The organism is Streptomyces mutabilis (genome assembly GCF_046628145.1).
Taxonomy (GTDB): domain Bacteria; phylum Actinomycetota; class Actinomycetes; order Streptomycetales; family Streptomycetaceae; genus Streptomyces; species Streptomyces mutabilis.
In genome coordinates, this window is record NZ_CP176874.1 from 4,758,421 (window position 1) to 4,779,308 (window position 20,888).

Here is a 20,888-nt window from a genome sequence, read left to right on the forward strand (position 1 = left end):
GGAGAGCGATGAGCAGCCTCTTTGACGACAGCTTCCTGGCGAGCCTCCAGACCCCCCGCGGTCACGAGGAGGAACCTCCGCCGCCGCCCGAGGACGAGCACGGGCCGGAGCCGGTCCCGCACGATCTGTTCGGCGGGAAGTTCGACGTGCCTCCGGACCGGGACCAGTACTACCGGGACGGCGCCCCGCGCCCCGCCCTGGACCCGGCCGCGCTCCTGGAGGGGCTGAACGAGAACCAGCGCGCCGCCGTCGTCCACTCCGGCTCCCCGCTGCTCATCGTGGCCGGTGCCGGCTCCGGCAAGACCCGGGTGCTCACCCACCGCATCGCCCACCTGCTGGCCGAGCGCGGCGTCCACCCCGGCCAGATCCTCGCCATCACCTTCACCAACAAGGCCGCGGGCGAGATGAAGGAGCGCGTCGAGCAGCTCGTCGGCCCGCGCGCCAACGCGATGTGGGTGATGACCTTCCACAGCGCCTGCGTCCGCATCCTGCGCCGCGAGTCCAAGCGGCTCGGCTTCACCTCGTCCTTCTCGATCTACGACGCCGCCGACTCCAAGCGCCTGATGGCCCTGGTCTGCCGCGACCTCGACCTGGACCCCAAGCGCTTCCCGCCCAAGTCCTTCAGCGCCAAGATCTCGAACCTGAAGAACGAGCTGATCGACGAGGAGGACTTCGCCGCCCAGGCCGCCGACGGCTTCGAGAAGACCCTCGCGCAGGCCTACGCCATGTACCAGTCGCGGCTGCGCGAGGCCAACGCCCTCGACTTCGACGACCTGATCATGACGACGGTCAACCTGCTGCGCGCCTTCCCGGACGTCGCCGAGCACTACCGTCGCCGCTTCCGGCACGTCCTGGTCGACGAGTACCAGGACACCAACCACGCCCAGTACGCCCTGGTGCGCGAGCTGGTCGGCGGGGCCTCGGAGCACCCCGTCGACGTGCCGCCCGAGGCCGAGGTGCCGCCCGCCGAGCTGTGCGTGGTGGGCGACGCCGACCAGTCGATCTACGCCTTCCGCGGCGCCACCATCCGCAACATCCTCCAGTTCGAGGAGGACTACCCGGACGCGACCACGATCCTGCTGGAGCAGAACTACCGCTCCACCCAGACCATCCTCAGCGCCGCCAACGCGGTCATCGAGCGCAACGAGTCCCGCCGCCCCAAGAACCTGTGGACCAACCAGGGCAGCGGCGCGCGGATCACCGGGTACGTCGCCGACACCGAGCACGACGAGGCCCAGTTCGTCGCCGACGAGATAGACCGCCTCACGGACGCGGGCGAGGCGAAGGCCGGTGACGTCGCCGTCTTCTACCGCACCAACGCGCAGTCCCGTGTCTTCGAAGAGGTCTTCATCCGCGTCGGCCTGCCCTACAAGGTCGTCGGCGGCGTCCGCTTCTACGAGCGCAAGGAGGTCCGGGACGTCCTGGCCTACCTGCGGGTCCTGGCCAACCCCGAGGACTCGGTGCCGCTGCGCCGCATCCTCAACGTCCCCAAGCGCGGCATCGGCGACCGCGCCGAGGCGATGATCGACGCCCTCGCCCAGCGCGAGAAGATCAGCTTCCCGCAGGCGCTCAGGCGGGTGGACGAGGCGTACGGCATGGCCGCGCGCTCCGCCAACGCCGTCAAGCGGTTCAACACGCTCATGGAGGACCTCCGCACGATCGTCGAGTCCGGCGCCGGACCGGCCACCGTGCTGGAGGCGATCCTCGAACGCACCGGCTACCTCGCCGAGCTGCAGACCTCCACCGACCCCCAGGACGAGACCCGCATCGAGAACCTCCAGGAACTCGCGGCCGTCGCCCTGGAGTTCGAGCAGGAGCGGGCCGAGGGCGAGGAGGCCGGGACGCTGGCCGACTTCCTGGAGAAGGTCGCGCTGGTCGCCGACTCCGACCAGATCCCGGACGAGGAGGACGGCGACGGCGTCGTCACCCTGATGACCCTGCACACCGCGAAGGGCCTGGAGTTCCCGGTCGTCTTCCTCACCGGCATGGAGGACGGCGTCTTCCCGCACATGCGCGCCCTCGGCCAGACCAAGGAGCTGGAGGAGGAACGGCGCCTGGCGTACGTCGGCATCACCCGCGCCCGTGAGCGGCTGTACCTGACCCGGTCCACGCTGCGCAGCGCCTGGGGCCAGCCGTCGTACAACCCGCCCTCGCGCTTCCTGGAGGAGATCCCCGCGCCCCACCTGGAGTGGAAGCGGACCGGGGCGAACGGACCCGCGTCCTCCGCGCCGGTCTCGGCGGTGGCCGCCTCGTTGTCGTCGTCCCGTTCCCGCTCCTCGGCGTCGGGCGCGTCCGGTTTCGCCACCCGCCGGTCCGCTTCCGCCGAGCAGCCGACGGTGTCGCTGTCGGTCGGCGACCGCGTCACGCACGACCAGTTCGGTCTCGGCACGGTGGTCGGGGTCAAGGGCACGGGGAGCAACGCCGAGGCGACGATCGACTTCGGGGACACCAAGCCGAAGCGGCTGCTGCTGCGGTACGCGCCGGTGGAGAAGCTCTGAGGGCGCGCTGAGGGTCCGGAGAGGCGGGCACGGGTCGGGCCGGGAGGGCTCGGACCCGGCCGGCCTGCTGAGACGGTACTGCGCTACGCCGGGTTGAGGCCGTGGCTGCGCAGCCACGAGAGCGGGTCGATGGCCGAACCGCCCGAGGGGCGCACCTCGAAGTGCAGGTGCGGACCGGTCGAGTTGCCGGAGTTGCCGGAGAACGCGATCGCGTCGCCGGCCTTCACCGTCGTACCGGAGGGCACCTGGTAGCTGGAGAGGTGGCAGTACCACGTCTCCGTGCCGTCCTTCGCGGTCACGATCATCATGTTGCCGTACGCGGAGTTGTACTGCGTGCGGACCGTGCCGTCGGTGGCGGCCATCACCGTCGTGCCGTACGAAACGGGGAAGTCGATACCGCTGTGCACGGACATCCAGTTGATGCCGGCCTGGCCGTAGTACGCGCTGAGACCGTGTTGCTGGACGGGGAGTGCGAACTTCGGGCGCAACCGTTCCTTGCGGGCCGCCTCCTCCGCCGCCCGCCTCTTCTCGGCGGCCTGCTGGGCCTTGAGGTCGATGCGCTCCTGGGTGCGGCTGGCCCGGTCGGCGAAGTCGTCGGCTCCGGCGGCGAGGCTGGTGAGCTGGGTGTCCAGCTTGTTGTTGGCGGCCGACGGCTTGACCGGGGCCGCTTTCGCCTCGCCCGCGTCCGCCGCGGACGCCGTGGTCTCCGTGCCGTCGTCGCCGTTCAGGCTGCCGACGGAGGCGGCCGCGATACCCGCGACGCTCATCACGCAGGCCGACGGTACGGCGATGGTCATCAGCGCCGAGCGCTTGGCGGGCTGACGGCGGCGGGAGCGCGCCCCGCTGCGGGAGGCCCCGCGTGGGGCCGGGATGTGTGGGGCCGGGGTGACGACCTCCTCCTGGTCCTCCAGGAGGCCGGTCACGGCGGGGAGTTCCCCGGTGGCGGCCAACTCGTCGTCGCGTGAGTCGGGGCTCGCGCCGGTCTCCTCGGTGGCCGGTGCGGCGTCGGGCGCGGAGTCCTTAGGTGCCTCGGGCGTCTCCGGGGCGGTGCCGGCCGAGTTCCACTGCGTGGCGTCGTAGGCGCCGGTGTCGAACGAACCGGTGTCGAACGTACCGGCGTTGAAGGTGCCGGTCGTGAACGAGCCGGTCTCGAAGGTGCCGGTCTCGAAGGTGCCGGTTTCGAAGGTCTGCGTGCCCCAGTCCCACTGCTGGGTGCGGTCGGCGGGATTGCCGGACTGGTCGGGCTGTTCCCAGGCACCCGTGTCCCACTGCCCGGTGGCATCGGCGCTCGCGGCCTGCGGCGGCACGGCGGGGGACTGCTGGTACTCGGCCGCCCACGCGGTCGTGTCGTAGGCGCCGGTGTCGTAGGCGGCGTGGTGCTGGGCCGCGTAGGCGTCGTAGCCGGGCGCCTGCCCGCTGCCGGTGGACCACTGGGTGGCGTCGTACGAACCGGTGGTGTCGTAGGTGCCGGTGTCCTGGCCCGGGAGGCTGCCGAAGAGGGGGTCCGCGTCGAAGGTCGCCGTGGCGGTGCCGCCGGTGGAAAAACCAGTGGTGTCGTAGCCGCCGTACGTGGTGAGGTCGCCGTACTGGGCCTCCCCTGTGCCGTACGACGCGTACTGCGCCGGATCGGCGTCGGAAGCCGAAGCCGGGGTGGTCATGGTCCCCGACGGGTGACGGTCGTTCACCAACTTCTCTTTCGCCTCGACAACAGGGGCTGCCAGAGCAGTGCGGCGACTGTACCCGGCGGTATACGGGCACGACAATCTTCGTCAGGTTTCGCGAGCGCAGGAAACGGGCAATCGGCCGTGTTTTGGGGGACGGCGGGCACGGGTTTGGCTTTGTGTTCGAGGCGCGTTCGAATCTGATCGGGTGGTGGCGGCAGAGTTTCGGGGTGCGCGACCTTCTGTGTCGGCCGACTCGGGCAGGGAGCCGTACGGGACAGCGGCCTCCGGTGTCTCAGGCGACCGTCAGGCCGCCGGCGCGTTCGTCCCTCCCGTCGCCCGTCTGCGGCGCGACGGTGTCGAGGGCCTCCCGGATGCCGGTGGCCACGGCCGGGTGCACGGGCAGCGCCAGGTGTCCGATGCCGCTCACCCGTACGTTCTGTACGGACAGGTCGGGGTGGTCCAGGCAGGCCGTCTCGAGCGGGTCCATCACGCGGTCCAGGTCGCTCCAGAAGCTGACGAACTGCGTGCGGCAACCGGGTGAGGGCAGGGTCAGCTCCTCGAGCACCGCGGAACCGGGGCGCATCTGGCGCACGATCGGGTGTGCGTTGGCCAGGGGGACCACCCGGGTGCCGGCGTGCGGGGTGCCGAGGGTCACGAGTGTCCGGACGCGCAGGTCTCCGCCGAGGCGCTGCACGTAGTACCGCGCGATCAGCCCGCCGAGGCTGTGCCCGACGACGTCGACCCGCTCACTGCCCGTCCGCTCGCAGATCTCCTCCACGTGTCGTCCGAGCAGCTCGGCCGCGGTGCGGATGTCGCAGGTCAGAGGGGAGTAGTTGAGCGACTCGATCTGGTGTCTGCCGTGCTGGGCCAGGCTGCGGCGCAGGAGCAGGAAGACCGATCGGTTGTCGATGAAACCGTGCAGCAGGATGACCGGGGGGCTGGTGGGGGCGGGGAGCCGGGGAGCGGGGGGCGAGGTTCGGGGGCCGTCGGATTCCGCCGGCGGAAGGGCGGAGGCGGAGCGGCGCTCCTGGATGATCCCCGAGGGGTAGAGCAGAAGATGCCCGGCGAGGATCGCGACCTCCAGGGCGCTGGCCTTCAGGAGGGTCATGGAGAGCCCGGTCAACCGACCCGGGAGGCCCGCCAGGCTCGTCAGTCCTGGCAGCCCCGGCAGTGCCGGGAGGCCTGGCAGGAGACGCTGACAGAGCGGGAGAAGGGGCAGTGCTGCCGTGGTGACCTTCATGGGCCGACCTCCTGTCGGCACGCGCAGGGACGCCTCTGTCCCCCGTGTGCCCTCGTGGAGAGTCGTGACACCAGTGATCAATGATGTTTGCGAGGTGTGCCTGAATGGGCGTGCCGAAGTGACACACAGTGCCCGTGTGCTCTGTGAGCTCCGTGGTGTCGTTGATACGGCTGCGAGGCCCGCTGCTGCCCGGTCCTGCCCTCGCTGCGGCTCTCCGTACGCGTATTGCCGCCGCGCCCTGTGACGGTGCGCGGCGAACGTGTCCCACCGTGTGATTTCCCCCTCTGTATCCACCGCGAAACTGCCGGTTGCGGGATGCTGGCGATAACGTTCGTTCACTTCCCCGGACGATGTGGTGCGGGGGTGTCCGCGTCGGCGAGATGTGCGGTACTTGTCGGTACGGATGGATGTAATCGCTTCATGGAGGCAGTGATGGGTGTGGCAGCCGGTCCGATCCGCGTGGTGGTGGCCAAGCCGGGGCTCGACGGCCACGATCGCGGGGCCAAGGTGATCGCGCGGGCGTTGCGCGACGCCGGTATGGAGGTCATCTACACCGGGCTCCACCAGACACCCGAGCAGATCGTGGACACCGCGATCCAGGAGGACGCCGACGCCATCGGGCTGTCCATCCTCTCCGGCGCCCACAACACGCTCTTCGCCGCCGTGATCGAGCTGCTCAAGGAGCGCGACGCGGCGGACATCCTGGTCTTCGGCGGCGGGATCATCCCGGAGGCGGACATCGCCCCGCTGAAGGAGAAGGGCGTCGCGGAGATCTTCACCCCCGGCGCGACGACGGCGTCGATCGTGGACTGGGTACGGGCCAACGTGCGGGAGCCGGCGGGGGCGTAGCCGCATAACCGCCCGGGCCGCCTGGCCGCCCGGTCCGTGGTGCCGTCCTCGGGTGCCGTCCCTCGGCGTGGCCTGGTCGCTCGCTGGGCCGGTGGTGTGGTGCGGCAGTGTGACTCCTTGCCCGGTCCGTCGGTGCGGTAGGTGGTGTGGGCAGGGCGGTCCGCGCTGCGGTGTGGGCCAGGGCGGTTCGGTGAGGGTGTGGGCAGGGCGACGCCACCGCCCGGCGGCGCGGTCGCGCGGGCACCCGGCCGCTACGGTCGCCCGGCCGGCGGTCGACGCCGCACCTCTCCTGTCCGCTACACCGCCCCCAGTTCCTCGGCCATCGCCGCACGCAACCGCAGTGTCGTCACGAGCCGCTGGAACGCCTCCGCCCAGTACCCACCGGCTCCCGGCGACGCGTCCTCCCGTTCGTCGGGTATCGCCAGCAGGCCGTCGAGGCGGCCTGCCTCCGAGGGATCGAGGCAGCGTTCGGCCAGGCCCATGACACCGCTGAAGCTCCAGGGGTAGCTCCCGGCGTCCCGGGCGATGTTGAGCGCGTCGACCACCGCCCGTCCGAGCGGCGGTGCCCACGGCACAGCGCACATTCCGAGCAGCTGGAACGCCTCCGACAGGCCGTGCGTCGCGATGAACCCGGCGACCCACTCGGCCCGTTCGCCGGCCCGCAGGGTGCCGAGGAGTTTGGCCCGTTCGGCCAGTGACACCGCTCCCGGCCCTCCGGCCTCGGGCGCCGTGGGCGCGCCCAGCAGAGCCCTCGCCCACGCCCCGTTCCGCTGCCGTACCGCGGCCCGGCACCACGCGGCGTGCAGATCGCTCCGCCAGTCGTCCGCCACCGGTAGGGCGACGATCTCCTCGGGGGTACGTCCGCCGAGCCGGGCCGACCAGATCCCGAGCGGGGCCGCCTCCACCAACTGACCGAACCACCAGGACCGTTCCCCCCGCCCCGAGGGCGGTTTGGGTGTGACGCCGTCCCGCTCCATGGCCGCGTCACACTCGTGCGGAGCCTCGACCGCGATCGCCGGTGGATCCAGGGCGCGGTCGAGGGACACGCACGTCACGGCGCGCGCCGCCATGCGCGCGGCGAGCGCCGACTCGGGCAGCGCCGACAGCAACTCCGCCGCCGTCGCCCGTACGTTGCGGCTGCGGTCGGTCAGCGCCTGTTCCAGGAACGGCTCGTCCGCCGGCTCCAGTCCGGTCCGCAGCGAGTCGAGGAACATCAGCCGGTCCTCGGCCCGCTCCGTCGCCCACGTCGAGGTCAGCAGTGCCCGGGCTGCCGCGGGGTCGCGGGCGCGCAGGGACGCCAGCAGGGCCACCCGCTCGGCGAAGAGGCCCTCCTCCCACAGACGCCGTACCCGCTCCGCGGCATCCGGGCCGGGCAGCGCGGTGCCGCCGCCCGGCGTCGACCGCAGGGCGAACCGCCAGTCCGGATTCAGCCGGGCCAGCCACAGGGCGCGGGGCCCCGCGAACGTCAGCGCCGCCGGACGCAGGTCCGTGCGCCCCCGGGCCGCGTCCAACAGGGCCGGAATCGTCTGGGGCGGTGCCGCGAAACCACGGGCGTTCGCCGCTGCCAGCCACTGGGGCAGCAGTTCCATCAGGTCGGGCGCGGTGCCTCGGCGCCCGCCGCCCGCCGGCCCGGGCCGGTCGGCGAGCAGCGTGGTGAGCCGGTGGGCGGCCGCGGTCGGCAAGGGCGGACGGGGGTCCTCCGGAGCCGGCTCCGGACGCCGGGCCGCGGGAGCCGGGCGCAGTCCGGCGCGCCTGCGCACGGTCTCGGCGGCCGCCGCGTCCAGCAGTGCCGCCGGTGCGCGTGGCCCGGGCTCGCAGCCCCGGGGAGTGCGCCGGTCCGTACCGAGCAGCGCGGCGGTGACGAGCTCCTCCCAGAGGCTGGGCGCGGGTGTCTGCACGGGGGCGTCCGGTGTCGCGGTCGCGGGCGTCCTGGTCATGCGGGTCCCTTCCGGTTCCGTTGCGTGGGGCGGGTCAGTGCAGCGACACCGCCCGGCCCGGTCCGTCCGGCCAAGCGGTCAGAGGCGTGAACCCCCGGTGGCCGCACTCACCGAAGACCTTCACGGGCGCACCGCCGGACAGGGCGACGAGGCGCCACAGCCCCGGGCGGTTGCCGACGGCCGGGGTGAGAGGCAGCGCCGTGTCCCCGACAGCGTCCGCCAACTGCCAGGCGTCGCCGTCCGGCACCGGGACGACCCCTTCCAGCGTCACCGGCACCGACTCCAGCCACGGGTCGGCACGGAGGGCCCTGCCGTAACGGGCGACCGCCTGGGACGTCGTCACACCTCTCGGACGTATCTCCGCGGGCGCGGGCGGCGCGAACTGTTTGCCCAGCGCCGCTCGCTGTCGGCCGTCGCCCGGATACGCCGACAGCTCCGCGTCCAGGCACAGCCCCACGGGCAGCGTCAGCTCCGGAGCCCGGCCCGCGGCGCCGTAGGAGAGGAGGAGCGCCGTGCGGTCCGTCTCCGTGCCGTAGAGCCAGACGCGGCGGGTCGTCAGCCGGGCGTCGGCGGTGTCGTACTGAGCGAGGACCAGCCAGTGGTCCCGCACCGGGGGGCCGTCCGCCGTCGACGGCAGGCCGACGCGTGTGCGGACCGTCGCCGCGAGCTCGTCCGGCAGCCGCTCGCGCCGCAGCCAGCCCTGGTCGAGGAGGTGGAGCAGGGCGCACTCCTCCAGCAGCCGGACCGGCCAATCGGGACCGGACGAGGCAATCGACCCCAACTCCCGCACGCGCGAGGCGAGGCCCGGAGCCTGGGCGTCGACCATGCGGGCCGCCGTCTCCTCCCACAGCGCGTATCCCGCCTGCTCCGCTTCGGCCAGGCCGCCGCGCAGCAGGTCCGACAGGCGTTGCTCCAGCTCCGTCGCGCCCGCGGTGACCCGCTCGGCCCGCTGTGCCGCGCGGCGCAGCGCCGCCGCCGGGTCACCGGACCGAGCGGCGGACCCGGGCGGTCCTGCCGTCGTCCCCTCCTTCACGCGTGCGCGTCGCCCGGAGACCCACTGCTCCACCCAGTGCGGCGGCTCACCCGCCGGGACCGCACCGTCTCCGCCCGCCCAGAGCAGCAACAGCCCGAGCGCGTGCTTGCACGGGAACTTGTGACTCGGACAACCGCACTTGTACGCGGGCCCGGACACGTCCGCGATGTCGACGACCGTCTGGTACGGCTTGCCGCCGCTGCCCTGGCACAGTCCCCACACCGTCCCCTCGTCGGAGCTCCCCACCTCGGACCACGGGCCGGCCGTGGCGAGTCTGCCGCCCGCTTTGCGTGACGCGGCGTCAGGTGCCAGTGCCAGCACCTGGTCCGCGGTCCAGCGCACCCCCTGCTGAGTCATGTCATCGAAGGTAGATCCCGCCACTGACAATCGGGCCGGCGCTTGCGTTTTGGCTGGTCAGAGCGATTGTCAGTGGCGTGGTGCACCGTGGACGGCAGATCGAACCGGCCGAGCTGGAGGGGGATTCAGCCATGCCTGTGTCCGTAGCACCGACATCCGTCGACCCGAGTCGGGACGGGTCCGCACCCGGCACCGAGGCCTTGCGCCCGCACGCCGAGAACGCGTTCGCGGCCGAACTCGCCGCGCTGGCGGCGCAGGACGACCGCCCGCGCCCGCCCCGCTGGAAGCTGTCGCCGTGGGCAGTCGCCACCTACCTGCTCGGCGGCACCCTGCCCGACGGCACGGAGATCTCTCCGAAGTACGTGGGCCCGCGCCGCATCGTCGAAGTGGCCGTCAGCACGCTCGCCACCGATCGCGCCCTGCTCCTGCTCGGGGTGCCCGGCACCGCGAAGACCTGGGTATCCGAGCACCTCGCCGCGGCCGTCAGCGGTGACTCGACCCTGCTGGTGCAGGGCACGGCCGGTACCCCCGAGGAGGCCATCCGCTACGGCTGGAACTACGCGCGTCTCCTCGCCCACGGCCCCAGCCGCGACGCCCTGGTGCCCAGCCCCGTCATGCGGGCCATGGCGGAGGGCCTGACCGCCCGGGTGGAGGAACTGACCCGCATTCCGGCCGACGTGCAGGACACACTCATCACGATCCTGTCGGAGAAGAACCTGCCGATACCGGAGCTCGGCCAAGAGGTGCAGGCGGTCCGCGGATTCAATCTGATCGCCACCGCCAACGACCGCGACCGCGGAGTCAACGACCTGTCCAGCGCCCTGCGCCGGCGTTTCAACACCGTGGTGCTGCCGTTGCCCGAGACCGCGGAGGCCGAGGTCGAGATCGTCTCGCGCCGTGTCGACCAGATCGGCCGCTCCCTCGACCTGCCGACGGCACCGGACGGCATCGACGAGATCCGCCGTGTCGTCACCGTCTTCCGCGAGCTGCGCGACGGACTGACGGGCGACGGGCGCACGAAGGTGAAGTCGCCCAGCGGCACGTTGTCCACGGCCGAGGCCATCTCCGTGGTGACCAACGGCCTGGCACTGGCTGCCCACTTCGGCGACGGCGTGCTCCGGCCCGGTGACGTCGCAGCGGGCATCCTCGGCTCCGTAGTCCGTGACCCGGCCGCCGACCGCGTGATCTGGCAGGAGTACCTGGAGACGGTCGTCCGGGAGCGTGACGGCTGGAAGGACTTCTACCGGGCGTGCCGGGAGGTGAGCGTATGAGCGGCATGCGGACCCGGACGCTGTCCCGACCGGCCGTTCCGGTGCTCGGTGTCACGGCGGACGACGAGGACTCGTCCTGGACCCGTAGGCGAGGGGGACGGTGTGGCGGGCACTGACGGCTCCGGGAACGGCCGACAGGGCGGGGCCGGTGGGGGCCTGCCGGGTGGGTCCGGGAGCGGCTTGCCGGGCGGGAACGGGCGTGGCGAGGGCGGGAGTGGAGGGGCCCGCGGGGGCGCGGTGGCCGGTGGCGGGCCGTTGCTGCTGGGTGTGCGCCATCACGGGCCTGGATCGGCGCGGGCCGTCCGGGCGGCGCTGGAGGCGGCCCGGCCGGGGATCGTACTGATCGAAGGGCCGCCCGAGGCCGACGCGCTGATCCCGCTGGCCGCGGACGAGGACATGCGTCCCCCGGTCGCGCTCCTCGCCCACGCCGTGGACGAACCCGGCCGCTGGGCCTTCTGGCCGCTGGCCGAGTTCTCCCCGGAGTGGGTGGCCGTCCGCTGGGCCCTGGAGCACGACGTACCGGCCCGCTTCATCGACCTGCCGGCGGCACACACGCTGGCATGGCGGGCGGGGGAGTGCGCGGTGGAGGGGACGGAGCCCGACGAACCGGAGGAGTCGGCTTCGGGCAAGGGGAGCGGATACGGGCCGGGCAAGGGGGACGGACACGGGCCGGGCAAGGGGGACGGACACGGGCCGGGCGAGGGGGGCGAGCCCGGAGTTCGTGAGGGGGACGAGTCCGGTGCCGTCCTCCCCGGTCTCCGGGGTGATCCGCTCGCCGCGCTCGCCGAGGCCGCCGGCTATGACGATCCCGAGCTCTGGTGGGAGGACGCCGTCGAGCACCGGAGCGCGGGCGACGGGGACGTGCTCGCACCGTTCACCGCGCTCGAGGAGGCCATGACCGCGCTGCGGGAGACCGAGGAGGGCGGCGGACCCGACCGGGACCTCGCGCGGGAGGCGTACATGCGGCTCCAGGTACGGGCGGCACAGCGCGAGTTCACCCAGGGCGTCGCCGTGGTGTGCGGGGCCTGGCACGTGCCCGCTCTCCGGCGCAAGGTCACCGTCGGCGCCGACCGGGCGCTGCTGAAGGGGCTGCCCAGGACGAAGGTGGAGATGACCTGGGTGCCCTGGACCCACCGCAGGCTGTCCCGGGCCGGCGGGTACGGGGCGGGTATCGAGTCGCCGGGTTGGTACGGGCACCTGTTCACCGCGCCGGACCGGCCCGTGGAGCGATGGCTGACCAAGGTGGCCGGGCTGCTCCGGGCGGAGGACCGGCTCGTCTCCTCGGCGCACGTCATCGAAGCGGTGCGACTGGCCGAGACGCTCGCGGTGATGCGCGGCCGCCCGCTGCCCGGACTGAGCGAGACGACGGAGGCCGTGCGCGCGGTGATGTGCGAGGGCTCGGACGTGCCGCTCGCCCTGGTGCACGACCGCCTGGTCGTGGGCGACGTACTGGGCGCGGTGCCCGCCGGGGCGCCGGCGGTGCCGCTGCAGCGGGACCTGGCCCGCCTGCAGCGGCGGCTGCGGCTGAAGCCGGAGGCTGTGGAGCGGGAGCTGGAGCTCGACCTGCGCAAGGAGACCGACGCGGGGCGCAGCAGACTGCTGCACCGGCTGCGGCTGCTCGGCGTCGGCTGGGGGGAGCCGGCCGCCTCACGGGGCAGCACGGGCACGTTCCGCGAGACATGGCGACTGCGGTGGGAGCCGGAGCTGTCGGTGCGGGTCGCCGAGGCCGGGGTGTGGGGCACGACCGTGCTCGCCGCCGCGACCGCCAGGGCGGAGGCGGACGCCGTCACCGCACAGACCCTCGCCGAGGTCACCGCGCTCGCCGAACGCTGCCTGCTGGCCGAACTGCCGGACGCGCTCGGCCCGGTGATGCGGATACTCGCCGACCGCGCGGCGCTCGACACGGACGTCGGCCACCTCGCCCAGGCCCTTCCGGCCCTCGTCCGTTCACTGCGCTACGGCGATGTACGCGGCACCGGCACCGGTGCGCTGGCCGAGGTCGCCGCGGGCCTCGCCGAGCGCATCTTCGTGGGGCTCCCTCCGGCCTGTGCCGCGCTGGACGCCGATGCGGCCCAGGAGATGCGCCGGCACGTGGACGCCGTGCACGGCGCGGTGGGACTGCTCGGCGACACGCCCGCGCCCGGCCACGGTGCCCTGCGAGCCCGCTGGCGGGACGTGCTGCGCACCCTGTCCGCACGCGACATCGTGCCCGGTGTCGTCCGGGGGCGCGCCGTCCGGCTCCTGCTCGACGACGGAGAGCTTCCGCCGGACGAAGCGGCGCGGCTCATGGGCCTGGTGCTGTCCCCGGGGACCCGTCCGGCGGACGCCGCGGCCTGGATCGAGGGCTTCGTCGGCGGCGGCTCGGGCGGCGGCATGCTGCTCCTCCACGACGAACGGCTGCTCGCACTGGTCGACGCGTGGCTGACCGGCGTGCCGGCGGAGGCGTTCACGGACGTACTGCCGCTGCTGAGGCGCACCTTCTCGGCGTACGAGCCGGGAGTCCGCCGCAGCATCGGCGAGCTGGTCCGGCGTGGACCGGAGGGACGGGGTGCGGCGACCGCGGCCGGCGCCGGCGTACCCGGCTTCGCGGCCGACCTCGACACCGGGCGGGCCGACGCGGTGCTGCAGGTGGTCCGGCAGTTGCTCGGCCTCGACGACGGGGGCGTGGAGGAAGCGGCGGGCGGGGCGTATCCGGCGGACAGCACGATCCCGTCGGTTCCATCGGTCCTGTCGGTTCCGTCGGTCGCATCGGACCAGTCGCGCCCATCGGACCGAACGCGCCCACCCGACCGGACGGACCCATCGGGCCAGTCGGATCGGGTGGCCCTGTCGGATTGGGCAGACCGAGCCGACCGAGCCGACCGAGCCGACCGAACCGACCGAGCCGACCGAGCAGACCGAACAGACCGAGTGGGCCCAGTGAGCCAAGTGTGCCGGGCGGGCCCGGCGGAGCCCGTGGAGCAGGTGGACGCCGGCGCCGTCCCTCAGGACCGCGCCGGCAACGACACGGTGGGGGTGGACGCATGACGACCGAGCCTGTGGACGTCGAGGCCGCGCAGGAACGGCTGCGGCGGTGGCGGCTCGTGCTCGGCGGCGACCAGGCCGAGGGCACCGGCCACGCGCTCTCCGGACAGGACGCCGCGATGGACGGGGCGCTCACCGCGCTCTACGGGAAGGGGGCGGCACCACGGAAGGGACGGGACCGTGCCGCGGGGCTGGGCGCCTCCGCGCCGGCCGTGGCCCGCTGGCTCGGGGACATACGGACCTACTTCCCGTCCTCCGTCGTCCAGGTCATGCAGCGGGACGCGATCGACCGGCTGGGTCTCGCCACCCTCCTGCTGGAACCGGAGATGCTCGAGGCCGTGGAGGCCGACGTACACCTCGTCGGCACCCTGCTGTCCCTCAACAAGGCGATGCCGGAGACGACCAAGGAGACGGCACGCGCCGTCGTCCGCAAGGTCGTCGAGGACCTGGAGGCGCGGCTCGCAGGCCGTACCCGCGCCGCCCTCACCGGTGCCCTGGACCGCAGTGCGCGCGTCAGCAGGCCCCGCCACCACGACATCGACTGGAACCGCACGATCGCGGCCAACCTCAAGCACTACCTCCCCGAGTACCGGACGGTCGTGCCGGAGCGGCTCGTCGGCTACGGACGTGCCTCCCGCTCCGTGAAGAAGGAGGTCGTCCTCTGCATCGACCAGTCGGGGTCGATGGCGGCGTCCGTCGTGTACGCCTCCGTGTTCGGGGCGGTGCTCGCCTCCATGCGGTCGATCAGCACGCGGCTCGTCGTCTTCGACACGGCGGTGGCCGACCTCACCGACCAGCTCGAGGACCCGGTCGACGTGCTCTTCGGCACGCAACTCGGCGGCGGTACGGACATCAACCGCGCACTGGCGTACTGCCAGTCGCAGATCACCCGGCCCGCGGAGACGGTGGTCGTGCTGATCAGCGACCTGTACGAGGGAGGTATACGGAACGAGATGCTCAAGCGGGTCGCGGCGATGAAGGCGGCCGGCGTGCAGTTCGTGACGCTGCTGGCGCTGTCGGACGAGGGGGCGCCCGCGTACGACCGGGAGCACGCGGCGGCGCTCGCCGAGCTGGGCGCACCGGCCTTCGCCTGCACGCCCGACCTCTTCCCGGAGGTGATGGCGGCGGCGATCGAGAAGCGAGCCCTGCCGATACCGGACGCCGGGTGACGACTTGTCGACCCGGGCGGCCCGATTCCCTCCGTCATGACGGACATGACGGGCCCTCGTCCGGGCCAGGCTTGCGTAGCCCACAGAGTCCCGTGCGAGGATCGCGCGTCGTATCGATAGGTCGTACGAATACGGCCGGTCGATGTGTTGTTGGATGCCCCGCGTCGCCCGGCGTGCCGTGTGACGCGCGAACCGTTCCGCCGCACGGGAGGAATCTCCCCTCTTGATCTGGTCAGCAGTTCTGCCCGATGCCGCTCGGCGCATGATGCGCACGGCGGCCGGGCGGCGTGCGCTGCACGTGATGCTGCTGGTGGGCGGGTTGTTCGTGCTGGGGGTGCTCTGCGGAGCGCGGGCGCAGGCCGCCGAGGGCGTTCCCTCGCTGAGGGACGTCGCCGGGCAGGTCGTCGATGCCTCTCCGGAGCGCCGACGGGGGGAGCCGACAGGACGGGAACCGGTCGTCCCGCGGAGCCTGCGGAGCGGCCAGGACTCCCCGGCCGTCCGGGGACCCGAGGCGGTCGTACCCGAGCCCGGCCTCCGTCCCGTGATCGAGGGCGTCGTCCGATCCGTGGAGGCCCGTGTCGTGCGGCCGGTGGAGGACGGCCTCGTGCGGCCCGCCGAATCCCGCCTCGTCCGGTCCGGGTCCGCCGAGACCCGCCTTGTCCGGCCCGCCGAAACCCGCCTCGTGCGGCCCGTGGATCTGGCGGAGACGGTGACGGACGGGCTCGGGACGGTCGCGCAGGCGAAGGTGCCTCCCTTGGAGGCGCTGACCACCCTGCCCGGCCTGACCGACCCACCGCCCCGCCTGACCGACCCCCCGTCTGGTCTGCCCGACCGCCCATCCGGTCTGAGCGACCTGCCCGGCCTGCCCGATCTGCTCGCCCCGATCGGTCTGCCCGGTCGGACGGTGCCCGACGCGCCGTCCCCGCAGACCCTGCCGTCGACCACGGAGCCGGCCGCCGCCGACGCGTCCGGTGCCTCGGAGGACCCCACGGTCTCGGCAGGCGTCCCCGACGCCCGGTCCACCGGAGGAGCCGCAGCCTCGGCGACCGCCGTCTACGGCCCGGCGTCCGTCGCGTCCGCCGCCCGGACGGCGGCGCACGTCGCCGCCGACCGCACCGTGGCGGCGTCCGGCGCGACCACGCCCACCCCCGGTCCCACCCCCGCCCGCCGGTCACCCACCGGCGACCCCGACGGCGCGCTGGGCACCGGGACCGGTGCCGACCACGGCACGGCCCGCCACGGTGACGCACACGCGGTCACCCCGCATCACCGGATTCCGTTCCGACTCGTGCCCGGCGCCCTCGTGTGCGCCGACGCGCCCGAGACGCGGGACCGGTACCGGGACGTTCCGGTCTCTCCCGCCTAGCCAGGGGCGGGACCTTCCCCACCGCAGACCCGCCGCGCGGAGGCGGAGAGGTCTGCCCGCCGTCCGGACGCTTCTCATCCACGTCCACGGGCGGCGCCGCAGGCCGCTGCCCCAGTCGCACGTCCCGGTCCGCCCTCAGCGGCCGACCGGAGTGGCCGACCGCGGTGGCCGACCGCGGTGGCGCGACACCGTCTGACGCCCGCATCCCGCCAGGGCCTGAGATCCACCGGCCCGGACATCGGACGGACGTCAGACGACCAACGGGCTTCGCGGAGCGCGCGGCCCCGGACGGTCCGGCCGAAATCCGTCGGCCCCCGTCGGGCCGCAGCCCCGCGGACCGGGCCGGCCGATCCCCATTGGGGTGGGGACCGGCCGCCCGCACCCCGGACGGCCGCACTCGCGGACGTCCGGGGCGTTCCACGGCCTCACCGGGTCAACCCCAGCCCGGTGAGGCCCTTCCCTCCGTTTCCGGGACCCTGCGACCTCGGTCGAGCCCCGCCCGCACCCCCTCACACCAGGCACCCCGTGCCAGTGAGCGCGGCATCATGTGACAGGCATCACCGCTCAGGTGTGACCCACGATTTAGAGACCCCCCGCAAGCGGCGATAACCTGCGAGACGGACATGCCGCGCGCTCGGACACCGTGTGCGCCTCCCTTGTGACTCACAGCGGACGTCACGTTGCCCTTCGCGGCACGCCCACGCATCCAACGAACCGCGAGATCACTGATAGGGACGGAAGCGCGTGGACCTGTTCGAGTACCAGGCGAGGGACCTCTTCGCCAAGCACGATGTACCGGTGCTGGCCGGTGAAGTCATCGACACGCCTGAGGCGGCGCGCGAGATCACCGAGCGTCTGGGCGGCAAGTCCGTCGTCAAGGCGCAGGTGAAGGTCGGTGGTCGTGGCAAGGCCGGTGGCGTGAAGCTGGCCGCCTCCGCGGACGAGGCCGTCGCCCGCGCGACGGACATCCTCGGCATGGACATCAAGGGCCACACGGTCCACAAGGTGATGATCGCCGAGACCGCCCCCGAGATCGTCGAGGAGTACTACGTCTCCTTCCTCCTCGACCGTGCCAACCGCACCTTCCTCTCCATCGCCTCCGTCGAGGGCGGCGTGGAGATCGAGGAGGTGGCGGCCACCCGTCCGGAGGCCGTCGCCAAGACCCCGATCGACGCGATCGACGGCGTGACGCCCGAGAAGGCGCGCGAGATCGTCGAGGCCGCGAAGTTCCCGGCCGAGGTCGCCGACAAGGTCGCCGACATCCTGGTCAAGCTGTGGGACACCTTCATCAAGGAGGACGCCCTCCTGGTCGAGGTCAACCCGCTGGCCAAGGTCGCCTCCGGTGACGTCATCGCCCTCGACGGCAAGGTGTCGCTCGACGACAACGCCGAGTTCCGTCACCCGGACTTCGAGGAGCTCCACGACAAGGCCGCGGCCAACCCGCTCGAGGCCGCCGCCAAGGAGAAGAACCTCAACTACGTCAAGCTCGACGGCGAGGTCGGCATCATCGGCAACGGCGCGGGTCTCGTCATGAGCACCCTCGACGTCGTCGCGTACGCCGGTGAGAAGCACGGCAACGTCAAGCCCGCCAACTTCCTGGACATCGGTGGCGGTGCCTCCGCCCAGGTCATGGCGAACGGCCTGGAGATCATCCTCGGCGACCCGGACGTCCGCTCCGTGTTCGTCAACGTGTTCGGCGGCATCACCGCCTGCGACGAGGTCGCCAACGGCATCGTCCAGGCGCTGAAGCTCCTCGAGGACCGCGGCGAGAAGGTCGAGAAGCCGCTCGTCGTCCGCCTCGACGGCAACAACGCCGAGCTGGGCCGCAAGATCCTCACCGACGCCAACCACCCGCTGGTCCAGCGCGTCGACACCATGGACGGCGCGGCCGACAAGGCCGCCGAGCTGGCCCACGCCGCCAAGTAAGCACTCAGGACGAGGACACCAACACACCATGGCTATCTGGCTCAACAAGGACAGCAAGGTCATCGTCCAGGGCATGACCGGCGCCACCGGCATGAAGCACACCAAGCTCATGCTCGGCGACGGCACCAACGTCGTGGGCGGCGTCAACCCGCGCAAGGCGGGTCAGTCCGTGGACTTCGACGGCAACGAGGTACCGGTCTTCGGCACCGTCAAGGAGGCCATCGAGAAGACCGGCGCCAACGTCTCCGTCATCTTCGTGCCGGAGAAGTTCACCAAGGACGCCGTCGTCGAGGCCATCGACGCCGAGATCCCGCTGGCCGTCGTGATCACCGAGGGCATCGCCGTGCACGACTCGGCCGCCTTCTGGGCCTACGCGGGCAAGAAGGGCAACAAGACCCGGATCATCGGCCCGAACTGCCCCGGCATCATCACGCCGGGCCAGTCCAACGTCGGCATCATCCCGGGCGACATCACCAAGCCGGGCCGCATCGGCCTGGTCTCGAAGTCCGGCACGCTGACGTACCAGATGATGTACGAGCTGCGTGACATCGGCTTCTCGACCGCCGTCGGCATCGGTGGCGACCCGATCATCGGCACCACGCACATCGACGCGCTCGCCGCGTTCGAGGCCGACCCCGAGACCGACCTGATCGTCATGATCGGCGAGATCGGCGGCGACGCCGAGGAGCGCGCGGCCGACTTCATCAAGGCCAACGTGACCAAGCCGGTCGTCGGCTACGTCGCGGGCTTCACCGCGCCCGAGGGCAAGACCATGGGCCACGCCGGCGCCATCGTCTCCGGTTCGTCCGGCACCGCCCAGGCGAAGAAGGAGGCCCTGGAGGCCGCCGGCGTCAAGGTCGGCAAGACGCCGACCGAGACGGCGAAGCTCGCCCGGGAGATCCTGGCCGGCTGAGCGCCTTCCGTGCGCGTAGCGCACAGCGCACCACACCGAGTGGGCCCGTCCTCGTCAGGGGACGGGCCCACTCGGCGTACGGCGTCGCGTCGTCGGGGCGGGGCGGTGTCATTCGACGAGGGGCGCCAGCCGTTCCGGCCCGTCCTGCAACTGGTCCCGCAGCTTCTGCCGCAGCTCCAGCTGCTCGTCCGACAGCGGTCCCGGCGCGACCCTGGGCGGCACCCCGCGCACCGTCTCCCCGGGGGACACCGGCGGTTCGTAGTGCGTGGGCGCCGTGCGCAGGGTCAGGGCCGTGGTCCCGATGAGGGCGACCGTGAAGGCGATCGCGGCCCGGGTCAGGAAACGCGCCCGGCGCTCGCTGCCCCTGCGTACCGTCGGCGGTTCGGACGCCCGCAGCCGCTCGGTCGAGGCCAGCTCGGCCAGCCGACGGTGCAGCACCTGAGGGTCGGCCAGTTCGGGCAGCCGGTCGGCGAGGGCCTCGCGGGCCCGCATCAGCCGGTTCGCCGCCGCCGGGGTGCTCGCCTCGGTCTCCGCCGCGGTCTCGGGCAGGTCCAGACCGACACCGTCGTACAGCAGGAGCGTGCGGCGGTGTGGCGGGGGAAGCCTGAGCAGGGTGTTCAGGAGCGTGCGGTCGCCGGGATCGGCGGGCGGCGGCTCGGGGTGCCGGTGGCGCAGCCGGAACCGGTGCCAGGGCGAGAGCGCGTACTCGTACGCCGTCGCCCGCACCCAGCCCACCGGATCGCGGTCGCGGGCCACCTCGGGCCAGCGTTCCCAGGCGACCTGGAAGGCACGCTCCACCGACTCGCGCGCCAGTTCGCGGCGGCCGGTCAGCAGGTAGGTCTGGCGTACGAGGGACGGGGCGCTGAACTCGTACAGCGCGTCGAAGGCCTGAGCGGGAGTCAGGACGGCCGGTCCGGGCTGCGGTGGGTCCGCGCCGGGGGTCGGTTCCGGGATTGGAGCCGGGTCCGGGTCCCGGGCCGGGCCCCGGTCGGATTCGGGGTTCAGCGCCGCCGCCGATGCGGGTTCCGGGGCCCGTTGCAGGTCCGACCCCGATTCCGACTGCGACAGCGATACCGCTTCCGGTGCTGATTCCGGTTCCGCTTGCGACCCCTGATCCGGCCCCTGTCCGGGCTCCTGTCCGGGCTCCTGATCCGGCCTCGGACCCGGCGTCGGACCCGGCGTCGACTCGGCCTCCGGCTCCGGCCCCGGACTCAGCTCACACTCGCCCAGCGGCTTCGCGGGGAGTACGAGGCTGTCGGCGGCCTCCTCGGGGGCGCGCGGCCCACCGGATCCGACGGCCACGACGACGGGCACCGGCGCCTGTTCCGGCTCCGGGCGCGCGTTCCGGTCCGGCTCCGGTGTGAGCGACGGCCTGGCCCGCCGCGCCGCCGCCTCCTCGGCCAGGGTGTTCAGCAGCTTCGCGTACGCCTCCCGTTTGCGGCCGCGGGGAGCGGTGCGGCCGGACTCCCACGCACGTACCGTCTCGCGGGTGACACCCATCCGCGCCGCGAGCTGAGCCTGCGTCAGCGCGGCGGACTCACGCAGGCGTCGGCGTGCCTTGGGAGGAGGGAGCGGGGTTGCGGGGCTCCGTGTCACAGGGTGCCCCTTCGTACGAAAAAGTACATAAACATATATTGGGCG

At 72.8% G+C, this 20,888-nt stretch carries 12 protein-coding genes and 1 pseudogene; 8 read left to right on the plus strand and 5 right to left on the minus strand.

Annotated features, from left to right (window positions below; genetic code table 11):
• The first annotated feature begins 8 nt into the window (after nucleotides 1-8).
• Nucleotides 9-2,498 (plus strand): DNA helicase PcrA, encoded by a 2,490-nt coding sequence (gene pcrA / locus ACLIN4_RS21585; RefSeq protein ID WP_411576124.1) that lies wholly within the window; start codon nucleotides 9-11, stop codon nucleotides 2,496-2,498.
• 83 nt (nucleotides 2,499-2,581) lie between these two features.
• Here pcrA and ACLIN4_RS21590 read toward each other — a convergent pair whose 3' ends face one another.
• Together ACLIN4_RS21590 and ACLIN4_RS21595 are read right to left on the minus strand one after the other, a co-directional pair.
• A complete protein-coding gene (locus tag ACLIN4_RS21590; protein WP_411576125.1) occupies nucleotides 2,582-4,183 on the minus strand; it encodes a M23 family metallopeptidase in 1,602 nt (533 codons plus the stop codon).
• A gap of 271 nt (nucleotides 4,184-4,454) precedes the next feature.
• Nucleotides 4,455-5,402, minus strand: coding sequence for an esterase/lipase family protein (locus ACLIN4_RS21595; protein WP_289904645.1), 948 nt, complete (start codon nucleotides 5,400-5,402; stop codon nucleotides 4,455-4,457).
• A 432-nt stretch (nucleotides 5,403-5,834) separates the two neighbouring features.
• Here ACLIN4_RS21595 and ACLIN4_RS21600 point away from each other — a divergent pair, with 432 nt between their 5' ends.
• Nucleotides 5,835-6,251: a cobalamin B12-binding domain-containing protein gene (locus ACLIN4_RS21600; protein ID WP_019329998.1), complete on the plus strand. Its 417-nt coding sequence runs from the start codon at nucleotides 5,835-5,837 to the stop codon at nucleotides 6,249-6,251.
• A gap of 296 nt (nucleotides 6,252-6,547) precedes the next feature.
• Here ACLIN4_RS21600 and ACLIN4_RS21605 read toward each other — a convergent pair whose 3' ends face one another.
• Together ACLIN4_RS21605 and ACLIN4_RS21610 are read right to left on the minus strand one after the other, a co-directional pair.
• Nucleotides 6,548-8,188, minus strand: coding sequence for a DUF5691 domain-containing protein (locus tag ACLIN4_RS21605; protein ID WP_289904633.1), 1,641 nt, complete (start codon nucleotides 8,186-8,188; stop codon nucleotides 6,548-6,550).
• 34 nt (nucleotides 8,189-8,222) lie between these two features.
• The gene (locus ACLIN4_RS21610; protein ID WP_381938852.1) at nucleotides 8,223-9,578 is read right to left on the minus strand and encodes an SWIM zinc finger family protein; all 1,356 of its coding nucleotides are present in this window, start codon (nucleotides 9,576-9,578) and stop codon (nucleotides 8,223-8,225) included.
• A gap of 131 nt (nucleotides 9,579-9,709) precedes the next feature.
• Between ACLIN4_RS21610 and ACLIN4_RS21615 the strand changes: the two genes are divergently transcribed.
• The 6 genes and pseudogenes from ACLIN4_RS21615 to sucD all read left to right on the plus strand — a co-directional run bounded on the left by ACLIN4_RS21615 (nucleotide 9,710) and on the right by sucD (nucleotide 19,247).
• Nucleotides 9,710-10,849 carry an ATP-binding protein gene (locus tag ACLIN4_RS21615; protein WP_107480150.1) on the plus strand — a complete coding sequence of 380 codons (1,140 nt, stop codon included), beginning with the start codon at nucleotides 9,710-9,712 and terminating at the stop codon, nucleotides 10,847-10,849.
• A gap of 237 nt (nucleotides 10,850-11,086) precedes the next feature.
• Nucleotides 11,087-13,513, plus strand: a pseudogene (locus ACLIN4_RS21620) (DUF5682 family protein); the annotation flags it as partial.
• A 359-nt stretch (nucleotides 13,514-13,872) separates the two neighbouring features.
• Nucleotides 13,873-15,042 carry a vWA domain-containing protein gene (locus tag ACLIN4_RS21625; protein ID WP_289904628.1) on the plus strand — a complete coding sequence of 390 codons (1,170 nt, stop codon included), beginning with the start codon at nucleotides 13,873-13,875 and terminating at the stop codon, nucleotides 15,040-15,042.
• A gap of 223 nt (nucleotides 15,043-15,265) precedes the next feature.
• On the plus strand, nucleotides 15,266-16,408 hold the full coding sequence (locus ACLIN4_RS21630) for a hypothetical protein (protein ID WP_411576126.1): 1,143 nt from the start codon (nucleotides 15,266-15,268) through the stop codon (nucleotides 16,406-16,408).
• A gap of 744 nt (nucleotides 16,409-17,152) precedes the next feature.
• Entirely contained in the window at nucleotides 17,153-18,334 is a 1,182-nt protein-coding gene (gene sucC, locus ACLIN4_RS21635; protein ID WP_100045435.1) for an ADP-forming succinate--CoA ligase subunit beta, read from the plus strand.
• A 28-nt stretch (nucleotides 18,335-18,362) separates the two neighbouring features.
• Nucleotides 18,363-19,247, plus strand: coding sequence for a succinate--CoA ligase subunit alpha (gene sucD / locus ACLIN4_RS21640; RefSeq protein WP_073724911.1), 885 nt, complete (start codon nucleotides 18,363-18,365; stop codon nucleotides 19,245-19,247).
• Nucleotides 19,248-19,355: 108 nt separating this feature from the next.
• Here the strand turns inward: sucD and ACLIN4_RS21645 are convergent, their stop codons facing one another.
• Nucleotides 19,356-20,843: a helix-turn-helix domain-containing protein gene (locus ACLIN4_RS21645; protein WP_307652228.1), complete on the minus strand. Its 1,488-nt coding sequence runs from the start codon at nucleotides 20,841-20,843 to the stop codon at nucleotides 19,356-19,358.
• Nucleotides 20,844-20,888 lie beyond the last annotated feature (45 nt).